This window comes from Phocaeicola sp. HCN-40430 (genome assembly GCF_037890285.1).
Classification (GTDB): domain Bacteria; phylum Bacteroidota; class Bacteroidia; order Bacteroidales; family Bacteroidaceae; genus Phocaeicola; species Phocaeicola acetigenes.
Genome location: NZ_JBBKBS010000010.1, coordinates 70,849 through 87,070 on the forward strand (window position 1 = coordinate 70,849; position 16,222 = coordinate 87,070).

The 16,222-nt window shown below is 39.3% G+C and carries 15 protein-coding genes; 5 read left to right on the forward strand and 10 right to left on the reverse strand.

Annotation, left to right across the window (positions count from 1 at the left end):
- Window positions 1-54: 54 nt before the first annotated feature.
- From WKU26_RS06300 to WKU26_RS06320, 5 genes are all read right to left on the reverse strand, one after another.
- The gene (locus WKU26_RS06300) at window positions 55-966 is read right to left on the reverse strand and encodes a dihydroorotate dehydrogenase (RefSeq protein WP_340321312.1); all 912 of its coding nucleotides are present in this window, start codon (window positions 964-966) and stop codon (window positions 55-57) included.
- The gene (locus WKU26_RS06305; protein ID WP_178266826.1) at window positions 954-1,730 is read right to left on the reverse strand and encodes a dihydroorotate dehydrogenase electron transfer subunit; all 777 of its coding nucleotides are present in this window, start codon (window positions 1,728-1,730) and stop codon (window positions 954-956) included. Before WKU26_RS06305 ends, WKU26_RS06300 begins: the two co-directional genes overlap by 13 nt.
- Before the next feature lie 173 nt (window positions 1,731-1,903).
- Window positions 1,904-2,371, reverse strand: coding sequence for a helix-turn-helix domain-containing protein (locus tag WKU26_RS06310; RefSeq protein WP_338158263.1), 468 nt, complete (start codon window positions 2,369-2,371; stop codon window positions 1,904-1,906).
- 1,244 nt (window positions 2,372-3,615) lie between these two features.
- A complete protein-coding gene (gene holA / locus WKU26_RS06315) occupies window positions 3,616-4,632 on the reverse strand; it encodes a DNA polymerase III subunit delta (protein ID WP_340321313.1) in 1,017 nt (338 codons plus the stop codon).
- Window positions 4,633-5,409 (reverse strand): AMP nucleosidase, encoded by a 777-nt coding sequence (locus WKU26_RS06320; RefSeq protein WP_178266829.1) that lies wholly within the window; start codon window positions 5,407-5,409, stop codon window positions 4,633-4,635. It abuts the gene before it with no gap.
- A gap of 139 nt (window positions 5,410-5,548) precedes the next feature.
- Here WKU26_RS06320 and WKU26_RS06325 point away from each other — a divergent pair, with 139 nt between their 5' ends.
- Window positions 5,549-5,998, forward strand: a complete 450-nt coding sequence (locus tag WKU26_RS06325; protein WP_178266830.1) for a type I restriction enzyme HsdR N-terminal domain-containing protein — start codon at window positions 5,549-5,551, stop codon at window positions 5,996-5,998.
- A gap of 81 nt (window positions 5,999-6,079) precedes the next feature.
- On the opposite strand, the gene WKU26_RS06330 is transcribed toward WKU26_RS06325, so the two are convergent.
- The 5 genes from WKU26_RS06330 to WKU26_RS06350 all read right to left on the reverse strand — a co-directional run bounded on the left by WKU26_RS06330 (window position 6,080) and on the right by WKU26_RS06350 (window position 13,076).
- The gene (locus WKU26_RS06330) at window positions 6,080-6,871 is read right to left on the reverse strand and encodes a zinc ribbon domain-containing protein (RefSeq protein ID WP_340321314.1); all 792 of its coding nucleotides are present in this window, start codon (window positions 6,869-6,871) and stop codon (window positions 6,080-6,082) included.
- Window positions 6,872-6,876: 5 nt separating this feature from the next.
- Entirely contained in the window at window positions 6,877-7,971 is a 1,095-nt protein-coding gene (locus WKU26_RS06335; RefSeq protein ID WP_340321315.1) for a Nif3-like dinuclear metal center hexameric protein, read from the reverse strand.
- Window positions 7,972-8,294: 323 nt separating this feature from the next.
- Complete coding sequence (locus WKU26_RS06340; protein WP_340321316.1) at window positions 8,295-9,125, reverse strand: exodeoxyribonuclease X C-terminal domain-containing protein; 831 nt, start codon at window positions 9,123-9,125, stop codon at window positions 8,295-8,297.
- Window positions 9,126-9,203: 78 nt separating this feature from the next.
- Window positions 9,204-10,736 carry a fimbrillin family protein gene (locus WKU26_RS06345; protein WP_340321317.1) on the reverse strand — a complete coding sequence of 511 codons (1,533 nt, stop codon included), beginning with the start codon at window positions 10,734-10,736 and terminating at the stop codon, window positions 9,204-9,206.
- Between the two features lie 12 nt (window positions 10,737-10,748).
- Window positions 10,749-13,076 carry a transglycosylase domain-containing protein gene (locus WKU26_RS06350; protein WP_340321318.1) on the reverse strand — a complete coding sequence of 776 codons (2,328 nt, stop codon included), beginning with the start codon at window positions 13,074-13,076 and terminating at the stop codon, window positions 10,749-10,751.
- 412 nt (window positions 13,077-13,488) lie between these two features.
- Between WKU26_RS06350 and pyrB the strand changes: the two genes are divergently transcribed.
- Genes pyrB through WKU26_RS06370 form a run of 4 tightly spaced genes read left to right on the forward strand, consistent with a single transcriptional unit; the run spans window position 13,489 to window position 16,221 of the window.
- Window positions 13,489-14,430: an aspartate carbamoyltransferase gene (gene pyrB / locus WKU26_RS06355; protein WP_178266835.1), complete on the forward strand. Its 942-nt coding sequence runs from the start codon at window positions 13,489-13,491 to the stop codon at window positions 14,428-14,430.
- Between the two features lie 15 nt (window positions 14,431-14,445).
- Entirely contained in the window at window positions 14,446-14,904 is a 459-nt protein-coding gene (gene pyrI / locus WKU26_RS06360; protein WP_340321319.1) for an aspartate carbamoyltransferase regulatory subunit, read from the forward strand.
- Complete coding sequence (locus WKU26_RS06365) at window positions 14,904-15,485, forward strand: flavin reductase family protein (protein ID WP_178266837.1); 582 nt, start codon at window positions 14,904-14,906, stop codon at window positions 15,483-15,485. Before pyrI ends, WKU26_RS06365 begins: the two co-directional genes overlap by 1 nt.
- Window position 15,486: 1 nt before the next feature.
- Entirely contained in the window at window positions 15,487-16,221 is a 735-nt protein-coding gene (locus WKU26_RS06370) for a porin family protein (RefSeq protein WP_340321320.1), read from the forward strand.
- The last annotated feature ends 1 nt before the right edge of the window (window position 16,222 follow it).

Sequence of the window (16,222 nt, forward strand, 5' to 3'; positions counted from 1 at the left end):
AAAAGCGGATGCAGAGCTTATTCTTTTATAAAGCAAATATTGTAAAATATTTTCTTATACTTCTAATGCTCCGATAATGTCGCGTACTGATGAATATCCATGACGGTTCAGGTAATCATCGATACCTTCTGCTACCTTTACTGTGATAGCCGGATCGATAAAGTTAGCTGTACCAATCTGAATAGCCGATGCACCAGCCAAAAGGAATTCTACTGCATCTTTCCAATTCATGATACCTCCCAAACCGACAACTGGAATTTTCACTGCTTTTGCTACCTGCCATACCATTCGTAAAGCAATAGGTTTCACAGCGGCTCCACTCATACCACCGGTAACGGTAGAAAGAATAGGCTTGCGTTTTTCTGCATCAATAGCCATACCCAAAAGTGTATTGATAAGCGATACGCTATCTGCTCCGGCGCCTTCTGCAGCACGGGCAATTTCGGTAATATCAGTAACGTTGGGAGACAGTTTTACAATGAGGGTCTTATTGTATACTTTTCGTACAGCACTGACTACTTCTGCAGCTCCATGAGCTGTTACTCCGAAGGCCATACCACCTTGCTTAACGTTCGGGCATGAGATGTTTAATTCAATAGCCGGTATATTTTCCAGCTCGTTGATGATACGTGCAGTTTCAGCATAATCTTCTACCTGAGATCCCGATACATTGACAATCATGTTAGTCTTGATATCTTTGATTTGCGGGTAGATGTGATCTACGAAATAATGTACACCTTTGTTCTGTAATCCTACCGCATTGAGCATTCCCATTGGGGTTTCTGCCATACGAGGATACGGATTTCCTTCACGGTGGTGTAAGGTAGTACCTTTTACAATGATACCTCCAATTTTTTCCAAGTCTACAAAATCCTGGAACTCAAGTCCATATCCAAATGTACCCGATGCAGTCATGACCGGGTTCGACATTTTCAAATTACCGATGTTTACGCTTAAATCTGCCATAATAGTTTCTTTATATTAAATACCGGACCTTCTTTACATACACACACGTGTCCTTCATCTGTTTTTTCTACACAGCAAAGGCAAGCACCTACGCCACATGCCATAGTGTTTTCCAAAGATACTTCACATTCAATATCGTTGGATTTGGCATACTTGGCAACGGCCATCATCATAGGTTTTGGTCCACAAGTGTAAATCATATCAAACTTGTTGTTTGCCAGTACACTATGCTGAGTGACGTATCCTTTTTCTCCCATACTCCCATCTTCGGTAGTGGTGTATACGTCACCAAATGCAGCAAATTCATCCAATTGTAACAGGTCATTTTTGGAACGGGCACCTAACAAGAAAGTTGGTTTGCAGCCCATTTTAAGAAGGGCCTCTCCTAAATATAACATAGGAGCTGTGCCTACACCGCCTCCAATCAGTAAGACTTTCTTTTCTGGTGTTTCTGGCATTGAGAATCCGTTTCCTAAAGGCAAAACAACATTTACAGTATCACCTTGTTTTACAGTTGCTAATTTACGGGTACCATCGCCAACCAATTGTACGAGGAACCAAACTTCATTAGTACGACGGTCTACGTAGTTGATGGAAATAGGACGGCGTAAGAAGGTAGTGTTAGAGCCGTCTATACGGATTTCAGCAAATTGTCCCGGCAACATTTCGGGCAATGGATCTGACTGGGTTAATTTAATGAGGACATAGTTGGCATGCAAACGTATGTTCTCTGTAACCGTTAAATCTAAGATGTATTTTTTCATAAAAAATTAGGGTAAGTTCGTTTTACTTGCAAAGATAGCGAATTTACCCTAAATACATATAGAGAAAACAAAAACGATACTTGTATCGTGAGCTATCGATACAAGTATCGTTTCCTTTCGTGACTTGTATCGTTAGCTTGCGATACAGGTCACGTTTTTCAGCTGTCTTTTTCTTATTTATCAGGCTTGAAGACTTCGTACGTTCCGTTATCGAAGAAAATCCTGATTTCTGTAATTTTTGGATGTGGCTTTTCAATATACTTAATTTCCTCACGTACAATCTCTTTAGTGGGATAAATGGGGTTGTTACCCCCGTTTTTTTGCCCAAAATCGGAAGCGTCTGATGGATTGGCCGCAATTTCGGGCTTTTCTGAGGTGTTATCCCACATGAAATCTATTCCGCTAATAGCCTCTGGTTTTTCTTCTTGCGATTCTTCCGTCATCGGACCCTCTCCATAAAGCAGCCAATTGAGGTTTATATGTGGATATGCCTTATGTATACGCATTACTACTTCCAAACTCGGCTTATTGCGCCCGTTGAATATATGTGATAAAGAAGAAGTTGAAATGCCAATCTTTTCTGCAAATTCAACGTTACTTAGTCCTTCTTTTTGCATTATTTGAGCGATACGGTCTTTCATTTACAAATGGAATTAGAAGAATTTCGATATACAAAAGTAATTGATAGATTTTAATATTGCAAATTATACGTTTATAAAATTAAATAAAGTTGTAATTTAGTAATGTAAACTTCATATTAACAAGTGTAATTTATATATGTAAACAGAGAAGGCTATATATTGGAATAAACTTTAATGATTTACATTAACAATTTGGCATATAGATGTATTAATAATTGACTGGGTTTAATTTCTATTTTATAGTATAAATACAGACATAATAAATGTTAATTCGTGTATATAAGCTTTACTTTATTTTTGTAAGATATTGGTTCATAGAATATAAATATAGTTATGCGTCATGGAATAAATATACATGTACAATAATAAAGTAATACAAATATACATGTATATAAAAAGGTATCCCCTACTCTATTATTGTGAAATAATAAAGAAATATACAATTATATATACGTTTGTATAGCATAATACTATATTTGTATATCATTACAAATGTAATATTGATTAATGTGTATTACATTTGTATTGTGAGGTGAAAGGATTAGCAGTTTTATATCCTATGTCTACTTTAGTATTGTATGTCCATGCTCTTTTCGTTTACGAAGATATACCCTATATAAAATTGAAAATGCATGTAAGAGGATGTGTGAACTATAAGATCGGAAAACCTCATAAAACGGCCGTTTTTGTGTGGCGTAATCAAGTTGTGAGTAAATTTGCCGTATTTTTGATGGTCTATATGATACATATAGTTAGTTCTACTTATGAAATTCCTGCCTAAATTTCTGCAATTCGCCTTTAAATATTTTATTGTGTAATGTAAATGATGAAATATTTGCCTATATGATATTGGGGTATCTATAAATATTATAAAAAATTAGTGTATTTCCTTTTGTATTTCCGTTCTATGAATTTTAAAAGAGTTTTTAAAGGCTATTATACATGATGGATTTGCAATAGCGTAGAGAGAGAGGATTCTATCATGCAAAGACAAGAAATATGAGATGGGAAGTGTTATGTTTCTGATGTTTGTCTTATGTAAAAATCCCCCTTTCCGATTAAAAGGAAAGAGGGATCTTTGTATAGGACTTATTGTACAAAAAGGAAGATTAAAAGAGTCTTTCTTTTGTTTATTTTAGCTGTTAAAATTGCAGATCGATAACAGTGTCTAGTGGATATGAAAAGCTTTATAAAGCTTCTTTTTTTAGTTTCTTTTCGATGTCTGCTGGAAGCAACTTTAGGAGTTAGTGCAAGATCATATAGACCAGACTTCGTAGCAGTTCTCCATCGGGCGTAGAAGGATTGCCTATGCCTTTGGATTTAGCATCGCATTCGCGGATTGCCCCAATAATCTGCATTACTTTAACTCCGCTGTATTTTTGCATTGCTATCATATAATCTTTGGATTGCCAGGGTGAACGAAGGCCAAGTTGAGCTGCGATTCCCTGATCTGTTTTTTCCGGTGCATAGTAAGCGAGCATAAGATTTGCAAAGAAATTAAATAAAACAGCCAAGGTCACCTGCAATGGATTATTCTTGGGATTTTCTTCAAAATATTTTACTATCAGATTCGCTTTTAAGACGTCCTTTGCTATTAAAGCATTCCGTAATTCGAAGTTGTTGTAGTCTTTACTTATGCCAATGTTTCGTTCAATCAGCTCAGGGGTAATACGCTTTTGTCCGGCCGGAAGAGTGATAATTAATTTTTCCAATTCTCCCGCCATTCTATTTAAGTCTGCTCCTACAAATTCAGCCATCATTTCGGATGCCTTCGGCTCTATTTCTACCTGTTTTCTTTTCAGATAGGAAGAAATAAAGCCTGGCAGCTGAGCTTCCTTTAGTTTCTTCGATTCAAAGAGTACTCCGGCTTTTTCTATTTCGGCTGTAATTTTTTTTCTTCTGTCTAATGCTCCATGCTTGTAGCAAAAGACCAGAATAGTTGACGCTAAAGGTTTCTGGAGATAGTAAGTCAGCTCTTCTATATTACGTAAATGCTGAGCCTCTTTTACTACCACTACCTGGTATTTAGACATCATGGGGTAACGTTTGGCTGCATTGATAACCGTTGCAATGTCTGTGTCTGCTCCATACAGAACAGTCAGATTAAACTCCTTTTCAGTCTCTGTGAGCGCATGATTTACGAGGTAATCGGATATACGGTCGATGTAATAATCTTCTTCTCCCATCAGAAAATAGATGGGAGAATAGACTTCATTTTTTAAGTTGCGGACAATCTCTTCGTAAGTAACTTCTTTAGCCATTTACCAATCAAACTTCAAGTGTTTTACTGTTTTCTTTTCATCGATAATCATGCGTAAGGCAGCGATACCTATTTCTACATGTTCATGCACAAAACGGCGTGTAACCATAGAATCGCTTTTGTCTGTCTTTACTCCTTCCGGTATCATGGGTTGGTCGGATACCAAGAGCAGAGCCCCTGTAGGGATATGATTCGCAAATCCTGTTGTAAAAAGCGTTGCAGTTTCCATATCTACGGCCATGGCACGTGTTTTGAGAAGATACTTCTTGAAGTCATCATCATGCTCCCAGATACGTCGGTTGGTGGTATACACAGTTCCGGTCCAATAGTCGCGGGAATGGTCACGGATAGCTGATGAAACGGCACGCTGTAGCATAAATGCCGGAAGGGCCGGTACTTCAGGGGGATAATAATCGTTCGATGTACCTTCTCCCCGGATGGCTGCAATCGGCAGAATCAGGTCGCCTATCTGGTTCTTCTTGTCTATTCCTCCGCATTTTCCCAGGAACAGGCATGCTTTAGGCTTGATAGCACTTAGTAAATCCATGATAATTGCCGCATTGGGGCTTCCCATTCCGAAGTTGATTATGGTGATTCCTTCGGCATGGGCAGAAATCATATTGGCGTCACGTCCTAAGATCGGTACATTAAACTTTTCGGCAAAAATTTCGACATAATTGTTGAAGTTGGTCAGCAGAATATATTCACCAAAATCCTCTAAGTTCCGTTTGGTGTATCGGGGTAGCCAGTTTGCTACAATTTCTTCTTTTGTTTTCATAATGTTTTTGTTTTTTAGAGTAAAATAGAAAGCGATTCGGTATGGTCAAACTTGAAAAACATTGCTTTTCGTTTGCCGCTACACCCGCCTTTCACTACTTTTGTAAGAAATGTATGACCTATATATGCAAATGTACGAAATGTTGCCATTAAATTTACCACACTATTCTCATAAAGTTATCACAAAGACAGGTAAAAACTATATTTTTGATGATTTACGCAAGAAGTATGTAGCCTTGACACCTGAAGAATGGGTGCGTCAGCACTTTATTCATTTCCTGTTAGAGCAGAAAGGTTATCCCAAGGGATTATTGGCCAATGAGGTACAGATCTGCTTAAACGGGACGAAAAAACGGTGTGATACGGTGCTCTACGGGCGCAATCTGAATGCGCGGATGATTGTGGAATATAAAGCACCTTCGGTGGAGATTACGCAGGCTGTATTCGATCAGATTACCCGTTATAATATCGTATTGAAGGTAGAATACCTGATTGTGAGCAACGGGCTTCGTCATTATTGCTGTAAAGTGAACTATATGGATGGCACGTATGCGTTTTTGCCGGATATTCCTCCATACGATATGTTATAGAATAAAAAAATCCGCAATACACGGAAAAGGTAAATGCCTTTTTATGTGTATTGCGGAATATAAGGAAGAGATAAAATGCTTTTATTTAATCTTGGTATCCAAGTGCTTTTCTGTCACTACTCCTGCCAATTCCGGGTCGATCATGATACGTCCGCAGTATTCGCAAACAATAATTTTCTTACGCATACGGATATCCATCTGTTTCTGAGGCGGAATCTTGTTGAAGCAACCTCCACAAGCATCACGCTGTACATAAGTGATACCCAAACCGTTGCGTGAGTTCTTACGGATACGTTTGAATGCCTGAAGCAAACGAGGTTCGATAGTAGTTTCGAGGTTTTTGGTTTTTTCTCTCAACTTTTCTTCTTCCTGTTTGGTTTCAGAGATAATTTCGTCCAGTTCGTTTTTCTTCACTTCCAGGTCTTTCTGGCGTTCTTCCAAAGCATGAGTACTTTTTACAATTTCCTCTTCTTTTGCTGCGATAGAAGCAGTATATTCCTTGATACGTTTTTCGCACAATTCTACTTCCAATGACTGGAATTCAATTTCCTTAGTCAATACATCGTACTCGCGGTTGTTACGTACGTTGTCTTGTTGAGCTTTGTATTTTTCGATAGAAGTTTTGGCTGTTTCGATTTCGATTTTCTTTCCAGCAACATTCGATTTCAGATCTTCTATCTCACCTTTGATTTTTTCAATACGTGTTCTCAAGCCGGTTACTTCGTCTTCAAGGTCTTGCACTTCGAGAGGAAGTTCACCTCTTAAAGTTTTAATCTTGTCGATTTCCGACAGCATGGTTTGCAACTGGTACAATGTTTTCAGTTTTTCTTCCACGCTCAATTCTGTAGAATCTTTTTTTGCTTCTTTAGCCATAGTTCTTATAAATATTTAATAGGATTCGTATTTATATGGGTTATCTGAGTGTTGAGGCTTGGGAAATACTCTTTAAGGAGATTCTGGAATATTTCCGTGGTATACTGTTCACTCTCGTAATGCCCTATTTCTGCAATTAATATTCTTCCTTCGTAGTTGAAATAATCGTGATATTTCACTTCTCCGGTAATAAATACATCTGCCTGAGCAGAAACTGCGTTAGGCAAAAGGAATGCTCCTGCTCCTCCGCATAAAGCTACCTTCCGGATAGGCCGGCCTGTAAGTCGGGAATGCTTTACGCATCCTGCTCCAAATATCTGCTTTACTTGTTGGAGAAAATCACCTTCATTGATTTCTTCCGGAAGTTCGCCTATCACTCCAGCCCCGGTTTGTGTCCATTGGTTAGCCAGTGGGTAGAAATCGTATGCCGGTTCTTCATACGGATGCGCGCCGATTAATGCCCGGGTTACAGATTGCTTTAGAAAAGCCGGCAGAATAGTTTCAATTCTTGTCTCATTTTCTTCGTGCAACTCTCCTATCGCTCCACAATAAGGATTTGTTTCCTCTCCTGCACGGAAAGTTCCCTTTCCTTCTATGTTGTAGCTGCATTTGTCGTAGTTTCCTATACATCCACAGCCGGCTGCAAACAATGCTTCCCGTACTTCTCCAGCCCGTTCTGTCGGAACAAAAGTGACCAGTTTAAGTAAGGCGTTTTCTTTAGCTTCGAGTATGGATGCATGGCGTAAACCCAGTTTCTCGGCTATTTTATAGTTTACTCCCTGTGGAGCATTATCCAGATTGGTATGCATGGAAAAAATCACGATGTCGTGCTTGATTGCTTTCATCACGCAGCGTTCTACATAATCTTTCCCTGTCAGCGACTTGTAGCCTTTGAAAATAAGCGGATGATGCGATACAATCAGATTGTATCCCAATGCAATGGCTTCGTCTACTATCGCTTCGGTTACGTCCAGACACAACAATGCCCCTGTAGCTTCCACGTCTGTCAATCCAACTTGCAGTCCGGCATTATCAAATCCGTCTTGCAAAGGCAGAGGCGCGAACATCTCAAGGGCACTAATTACTTCCTTAATTTTCATATGTCGCGAAAATTTATGGCAAAGATACAAATAATTTTTAGAATATCCGTCAATCTCGTTTTAAAAAAGCAAGGTAGCGATACAACTAGAGTTGTTTCGATGGACACATGGTTTCTACTCGCGGTTCTGATTAAGAATGAAAATAAAACAAGGAGCCTGCTATGGAGGTATTATTATTTTTGCCAGTCCTTTCAAGTAAGTACTGGAGTTTTTCCTTGAAAGTATTGTAATACTTACGGGCAAAAACTGCACTCATTACAGGTAATGAGTGCTAAGAGTCCGTGTATATATACGGAAAGACTTCTGTTAATTCGCAGTCCTCTCTATTTCTGATTTGCCAGTTTTACATATCCCAACCGTGTGTATTGTACTCCCCGGCTTTCGTAGTGCGACATAATTTTGGCTGAGGCCAGATGGAGAACTTCCTGTATGGAAATTTTGCGAGTATAGCAACTCAGTATTTCAGGAGACATACTTTTCCCTTTTGCCTTTATCAGTAGGGTAAATCGGTTTCCGTCGCGGTCGGCAGCCAATACTTGCTGGTCTACATAGAAATCAGGCTTATACCGGTCTACTTGTAAGCGTACATTGAGAACAGTGAGGTATTGTTCCCTAAGGGTTTCTCCTATTTGCCCCACAAAGCGACTGACGGATGAGATTTTTCGTTTTTGTGCAGTCAGTTCAAAGTGGACGGTAGAAAATTGCTTGGCGAGTTCCACAATACGCTCATACCGTTTTGTGGAAACCTCGAATTTATTGGCTAGCCAAAGTACGTAGGAAGGGTCTATATAATAGATTTCAGCCAGTCGTTTTCCCCGGTATTTTCCGAAAGGCATCAGGTCGTCTGTCAGACCATAATAAGCTTCAAAATAAGAATTATCTACTATTTCTACTTTGACATTGCAGTTTTGTAATAAGGTGAAAGCTCTTTCGGCTGCAACATCGAAAGTCATGGCCAGAGTACGGATAAAAAGCGGTGTGGAGTTGTCGGAAAAGAGTCTCCAAAGGGCATAATATGGGCGGTACGGCGTGGCAGTACTGATAGCGTATTTCCCATTTTGAACCGTTCTCCCTTGATTAAACGAGTCAATTTTTGTCTGTATGCCCGCAATCAGTTCTGGAGGTAGTTGGTAAAATACGGGACTATTATTCATAAAATAACCTCCTTTCTTCATTATCTTTCGTGTAAGTTAAGAAGAAAGGAGGAAAAAAGCAAGTAATTTTATCAAAAATCAGAAAGCAAGTACCGGACGTACATAACAACTTTTTACTTCTTTAAAATAAGAGTTGATATAATCGTATCCAGCTCCTACACCTAATACAATATCTTGTGGTTTCTTTTCAGATTCAGAAGAAGACCAAAAATAATCATTATTACTCAATGTTGCTGTTTCTATAGTAGAGGTATTTATAATTTCTTTTTGAGAAAAAACAGCATTGCGTAGTTGACCGATAGCAGGAAGAAACCAGCCGCTACTTTTTAAAGGAGCTGGGTGACTGTTCTGATATTCTACAATTGCTTGATAGGCAGCCGGAAAACTATTTTTGAAGTTCCCTTCACTAGATTGAGCTTTTATTATCTGAGAATACTTATAACCACTCCAGTCTGTGTTGTCATTGTTTTGAGTATTTCCTTCTGCAGAGGTGCCTATACTGAATCCTTCTTCTCCCCACTGGTACAAAGTGTCATCTCCTGCATTGCTTGTGGCTATTACATAAGCATGGCATTTCGTCTGACCAATGCAGGGCACATTGTCTCCATTGGTTAAAGGTTGGGAATAATCTGAAGCATCTTTTTCATGCGGCCCAACCTTATATACAATTCCAATACAACTTTGTTTTAGTCCTTTGTTTAAGACCGTACCTGTAGGGATAATAGAACCGTTGCTCATATAAAAGTCTCCTATTTGCAAGTCTCTGGGAATAGCTTCTTCTGGATTTTTATCTTCAATAGTTAGAACTTTGCAATAACCTGTTTCCAAATTGACTCCTGTTTCGCTATGTCTCAATATTTGTTCTCCTATTTTTACTTCCATTTCTATATCGAAAGTCTGGTTCGGAGGTAAGAGGTAGCCATATGTGTTATTGTATATGTTGCAAGGAATGATGTCGTCACCATTTAATGAAAAATGAGTTTCATTGGCGGCTATATAGTATTCGTATGTTCCACTTTCCGCCTGAGTAGTACTGCATTTTTGCATAGGCACTTCGGCTCTAAACAGACTGAATAGGTGACCAAAGTCAAGTGTAAGAGTTTTTTCTTGGTCGGAAACCGGAGCAGGTGAATAAGCGGTCATCAAATCCAATGTATAGAAACTTTCGCTCTGATTTTTAGTTTGCAATAGTTTATCGGAAATTCGTTGTGTAATCTCTTCGGTGGAGATAATTTCATCGAATTCTTTTGAATATGGGTAATACGCAAAGTAAGTGGTGTTTTCTATAAAGGGTAGGTTGCCTTCCCATATTCCGTTCCTATAAGTTAATGGCAAATTCTTGCATTCTTCAATGATACTTCCATCTTCTGTTGTCAGTGCAAAAATTCCTATTTTATCTCCTTCTGTAAATTCATCTGGATAACTTTCTGTATCCGACAGTTTGAAACCATTCTTGGTGGTATGTATAGTCCATCCATTCCATGGGACTTCGGGAGTCTCTGGGTTTGTAGGGATGTCGTGTGCATTTTCGTTGCTACACCCGTAATTTACTGTCAGAAGAATCATCAAACTGAATCCTGCAATGATCTGTCTTATACTTATATTTACCATATCTTTGTTATTTTATTGGAAGAATACATCATCCAAACGGCTTGTGTTTTCTTCCTCTATTTCGGTCAACTTGTCTTTGCAAGGGTCAAAATCTTCAGGAATTTCAAAACATTCTTCCTGTGAGTATCCTAATGATTTGTCCTTATATACCTTATTCATAAATATGCCCCATACCGGAAGAGCCATAGAAGCTCCTTGTCCGTCGCGCATGGTATCGAAGTGGATGTCACGTTCTTCACCTCCTACCCAGCATCCCGATACCAACGAAGGAGTGAATCCCATAAACCATCCGTCGGAGTTGCGGTTGGTAGTTCCTGTCTTTCCACCCATGTCTGCTGTAATATTATAAAGACGGCGAACACGTCCACCTGTTCCTTCATTGATGACCGCACGGAGCATAACCAGCATTTTGTAAGCACTCGATTCGCTGATTACTTCTTCTACCTGTGGGGTGAAAGTAGCGATGGTATTGCCTTCGTTGTCTTCGATACGCGAAACAAACAAAGGTGCAGTGCGGATACCTCTGTTGGCAAAAGCAGTGTAAGCACTTACCATTTCGCCTACTGAAATTTCACAAGGACCCAGGCAGAGGGAAACAGTAGGCTGAATGTCTTTGTTCAATACTCCGAATGAGTGGATAAGGCGTGCCAATGCATATGGACTCAGTTTACTCATCAGGTAAGCCGAGATCCAGTTATTAGAGTTGGCAAGTCCCCATTTTAATGTAACAATTTCTCCGTAATGCGATTTGGAGCTGTTGCGCGGAGACCATGCTTTTCCGTTTTCATCGAATAATGTTTGTTCTACGTTACGTACTTGGTCGCATGGAGAAAAACCATTCTCCATAGCCAATGCATACAGATAGGGCTTGATAGTAGATCCTACCTGGCGGCGTCCTACCATTGCCATATCATATTGGAAATAATTATAGTTTGGTCCACCTACATAGGCTTTCACATATCCTGTAATCGGGTCCATTGACATGAAACCTGCACGAAGGAAATGTTTGTAATAACGGATAGAATCCATTGGTGTCATAATGGTATCTTTTTCTCCTTCCCAGGTAAATACAGACATTTCTTCTTTTGTATTGAAAGCTTTACGTATTTCGGCTTCTGTAGCACCGCTTGCTTTCATCAGACGATAGCGGTCTGTCTGGCGCATAGATCGGTCTAAAATCTTGTCTACCTCTTCTTTGGTAAGCTCGTTGGTATATGGGGCAGTACGGCGACCTTTTTTCTCTTTAAAGAATCGTGGCTGCAAATATTTTGCTACATGTTCGTATACAGCTTCTTCTGCATAGCGCTGCATACGGGAGTCGATGGTGGTGTAAATTTTCAGACCATCGGTATAGAGGTTATAATTAGAACCGTCTTTCTTTTTGTTTTTTGCACACCATCCATACAGAGGATTGGTTTCCCAAGCCAGTGAGTCTTCGTAATATTTCTGCATCTGCCAGCCACGATATTTGCTCCGGTCTGGTTTTTTTGCAGTCATTACTCCACGCAGATATTCGCGGAAGTAAGTTGCCAGACCATCCTTATGGTCTACAGGCTGAAATTTCAATACCAAGGGTAACTGCTGTAAAGAGTCACATTCTGCCTCGGTCAGAAAGCCTGCTTTACGCATTTGGTCCAATACGGTGTTGCGGCGTCCGCGAGAACGCTCGTTGAAACGGCGGGGATTGTACAGTGAAGGATTCTTGCACATTCCAATCAATGTAGCCGCTTCTTCTATAGTCAAATCTTTTGGATCTTTAGAAAAATAGGTCTTGGCTGCAGTTTTGACTCCCACGGCATTGTTTAGAAAGTCGAATTTGTTAAGATACATCGTAAGGATTTCTTCCTTAGTATAATATCGCTCCAATTTTACGGCAATCACCCACTCTATTGGCTTTTGCAACAAACGTTCCATTACATTGTCGGCCGTAGGCGAATAAAACTGTTTAGCCAGCTGCTGGGTAATGGTACTACCTCCTCCGGCATGTTTCTGCATGAAGATACCTCGCTTTATCAAAGCACGGAAGAAAGCCCGTATATCGATACCCGAATGTTCGCTAAAACGCACATCTTCTGTAGCTACCAAAGCATTCACCAGATGAGGGGATAAATCCTCGTAGCCTACATATACACGATTTTCCTTACTCAGCGACCAGGTGCCGAGCAACTGTCCATCGTCGGATATGATTTGGGTTGCAAACTTCAGATTTGGATTTTCAAGTTCTTCTACAGGAGGGACATAGCCTATCCATCCTTTTGAAATAGCTGTAAATACCGTAGCAACGGATAGAATACCGAGCACCATGAGTGCCCAAAGTATGTAGATGACTTTTTTTCTCATTGTTTTTGAGTTCGATACATTTGTGCAAATGTATGAAAAACTTTTTGTATGACAAAAGGTTGACGATATCGGCGTGTAGAAAAAACGTTGCTATTAGCGTAGACTGTATTATCAGTACCGCTGGTCTGCGTTTATAGCAATACAAATCTATGGTAATAGAAGTATTTGTAGTGATAATAGACTTGATGTTTTTGCTCACATTTTTTTGTAAAAATATATTTGGAATTCTTCTTTTTTCAAACGTTTGACATTCAACTGATAAAACCACAAAGTGATTCTGAAAACTGTTTTTCTTATCTATGTAAAACCTGCTTATTCGCATTTATTTTTGACAGTTCCGTTTTTTGCTGTTCCGTTTTTTTTGTTTACCTTTGAACTCCGGTTAAATAAAAACAAATATAAAACCGTTGATATGGAAAAAAGAAGCTTAGTTACTATTGCCGAACATTCCAAGGAGAAGATACTTTACTTATTGGAAATGGCAAGAGAGTTTGAAAAGAAGCCAAATCGCCGTCTGTTGGCCGAAAAAGTAGTCGCAACCCTTTTCTTTGAACCATCTACCCGTACCCGTTTGAGCTTTGAGACTGCAGCCAACCGCCTGGGGGCTCGAGTAATTGGATTTACCGATCCGAAAGTTACCAGTTCGTCGAAAGGAGAAACGCTGAAAGACACCATTATGATGGTGAGTAATTATGCTGACATTATTGTAATGCGCCATTATCTGGAAGGTGCAGCAAGATATGCCAGTGAGGTAGCGCCAGTGCCAATCGTAAATGCCGGTGATGGAGCAAACCAACATCCTTCACAAACTATGCTCGACCTTTATTCCATATACAAAACACAGGGAACACTGGAAAATCTGAATATTTATATGGTAGGTGACCTTAAATATGGTCGTACCGTACATTCTTTGCTGATGGCCATGCGCCATTTCAATCCTACATTCCATTTTATTGCTCCAGAAGAATTGAAGATGCCTGATGAATATAAATTGTACTGTAAACAGCATCATATCAATTATGTAGAGCATACTGATTTTACAGAAGAAACAATTGCCGACGCTGATATTTTGTACATGACTCGTGTACAGCGTGAACGCTTTACCGATCTGATGGAATATGAGAGAGTGAAGGATGTATATATTCTTCATAATAAAATGTTGGAACATACTCGTCCTAATCTGCGTATCCTGCATCCGCTTCCTCGTGTAAACGAAATTGCTTATGATGTGGATGATAATGAAAAAGCATATTATTTCCAGCAGGCACAAAATGGTTTGTACGCTCGTCAGGCTATTTTATGCGATGTCTTGGGTATTACCTTGGACGAAGTGAAAGCCGATACATTAAAATAAAAATAAGAAAGTCTTATGAATGAAAAGAAAGAACTGCAGGTTGCCGCTTTAAAAAACGGTACTGTGATTGACCATATACCTTCTGATAAATTATTTACAGTGGTTTCGCTGCTTGATTTACCTCATCTGGATACAAACATAACCATCGGTAATAATTTTGAGAGTGCGAAATTGGGGAAGAAAGGAATCATTAAAATTGCCGACCGTTTCTTTACTGACGAGGAAATCAGCCGTTTATCGGTTGTGGCTCCTAACGTAAAACTGAATATCATCCGCAATTATGAAGTGGTAGAGAAAAAACAGGTGGTGATGCCCGATGAGTTGAAAGGCATTGTAAAATGCAATAATCCTAAATGTATTACTAATAATGAACCCATGCAAACCTGGTTTCATGTAGTAGATAAGGAAAACGGAATATTGAAATGCCATTATTGCGAAAAAGAACAGCATAAAGACAATATAAAGCTGATTTGATGAAGCAGAACTGGAAACCCGGAACAATGATTTATCCGTTGCCTGCCGTTTTAGTTACATGCGGAAGCAATGAGAGTGAATATAATATTATTACCATAGCGTGGGTCGGTACAATTTGTACCAACCCTCCTATGTGTTATATCTCTGTGCGGCCGGAACGCCACTCCTATCCTATTTTGAAGAAAAATATGGAGTTTGTCATCAATCTGACAACGAAGGATATGGCTTATGCAACCGACTGGTGTGGGGTACGTTCCGGAAAATCTTTCAATAAGTTTGCTGAAATGGGACTTACACCTGGTAAGTGTGAGGTAGTAAGTTGTCCTCTTATTGAAGAATCGCCGCTGTGTATAGAATGTAGGGTGAAAGAGATTATTTCTTTAGGCTCGCATGATATGTTTATTGCTGATGTGGTAAATGTGAAGGCGGATGACAAGTACCTGAATACGGAAACTGGAAAATTCGAACTGGCGCAATCCAATTTGCTGGTATACGCTCACGGAGGATACTATGAATTGGGAGATAAAATTGGCAAGTTTGGATGGTCGGTAGAAAAGAATAAGATAAAAAATACCAGATAGCATGAGAAGAATAGCCTTACTTATATTACTGTGGCATTTCTTTGTGTGTGCAGACTTATGGGCACAATCGGCAAAGAATTTGCAAAGTGGTGTGCACGATGCCAAGGTTAATATAGGAGTAAAGGCAGGATTCAATTCGTCCATGTTTTTTATTGATGAATTCAAGTTGGGTGATTATTCACTTGATCATATTCAAAACAATTATAAAGTAGGATATTTTGCCTCTTTTTTCGTCCGCTTCAATCTTAAGAAGCATCATTTTCTTCAGACAGAAGCTTCCTATCATATTGCAAAAGGAAGTATTTCTATTAATCAGACTACAGAAAACATTGATTTTTTGAAAAGTAATGCATTGGTCAAGACGACAATTCATTCTGTCGATGTTCCTTTGCTTTATGGATATAAATTTGTAGATGTTTATCCTTACGGTATGGCTTTTTTCGTTGGCCCTAAAGTTGCCTATACGTGGGACAAATACACGAAATGTGAATATACCGGTTTTCATCAACAGGATATACAGGAGTCTATACGCCCATTTAATTTCAGTGCGGTAATAGGACTGGCTGTTAATGTCTCCAATATCTTTTTCGATTTCAGATATGAGATGGGGTTACATAACATGTCTGAGGGAGTTGATTTCAATCGGGGAGCTACAGAAGCCCCGTATAACGAACAGGAAATAATAATCAAACGCCGGCGGAATGTGATGAGTTTTTCTTTAGGCGTGATTTTTTAAT

Bases quoted from the DNA above. Each gene is read 5' to 3' on its own strand.
- WKU26_RS06300 (WP_340321312.1), bottom strand. From the start codon at position 966: ATGGCAGATTTAAGCGTAAACATCGGTAATTTGAAAATGTCGAACCCG.
- WKU26_RS06305 (WP_178266826.1), bottom strand. From the start codon at position 1,730: ATGAAAAAATACATCTTAGATTTAACGGTTACAGAGAACATACGTTTG.
- WKU26_RS06310 (WP_338158263.1), bottom strand. From the start codon at position 2,371: ATGAAAGACCGTATCGCTCAAATAATGCAAAAAGAAGGACTAAGTAAC.
- holA (WP_340321313.1), bottom strand. From the start codon at position 4,632: ATGGCTAAAGAAGTTACTTACGAAGAGATTGTCCGCAACTTAAAAAAT.
- WKU26_RS06320 (WP_178266829.1), bottom strand. From the start codon at position 5,409: ATGAAAACAAAAGAAGAAATTGTAGCAAACTGGCTACCCCGATACACC.
- WKU26_RS06325 (WP_178266830.1), top strand. From the start codon at position 5,549: ATGTTGCCATTAAATTTACCACACTATTCTCATAAAGTTATCACAAAG.
- WKU26_RS06330 (WP_340321314.1), bottom strand. From the start codon at position 6,871: ATGGCTAAAGAAGCAAAAAAAGATTCTACAGAATTGAGCGTGGAAGAA.
- WKU26_RS06335 (WP_340321315.1), bottom strand. From the start codon at position 7,971: ATGAAAATTAAGGAAGTAATTAGTGCCCTTGAGATGTTCGCGCCTCTG.
- WKU26_RS06340 (WP_340321316.1), bottom strand. From the start codon at position 9,125: ATGAATAATAGTCCCGTATTTTACCAACTACCTCCAGAACTGATTGCG.
- WKU26_RS06345 (WP_340321317.1), bottom strand. From the start codon at position 10,736: ATGGTAAATATAAGTATAAGACAGATCATTGCAGGATTCAGTTTGATG.
- WKU26_RS06350 (WP_340321318.1), bottom strand. From the start codon at position 13,076: ATGAGAAAAAAAGTCATCTACATACTTTGGGCACTCATGGTGCTCGGT.
- pyrB (WP_178266835.1), top strand. From the start codon at position 13,489: ATGGAAAAAAGAAGCTTAGTTACTATTGCCGAACATTCCAAGGAGAAG.
- pyrI (WP_340321319.1), top strand. From the start codon at position 14,446: ATGAATGAAAAGAAAGAACTGCAGGTTGCCGCTTTAAAAAACGGTACT.
- WKU26_RS06365 (WP_178266837.1), top strand. From the start codon at position 14,904: ATGAAGCAGAACTGGAAACCCGGAACAATGATTTATCCGTTGCCTGCC.
- WKU26_RS06370 (WP_340321320.1), top strand. From the start codon at position 15,487: ATGAGAAGAATAGCCTTACTTATATTACTGTGGCATTTCTTTGTGTGT.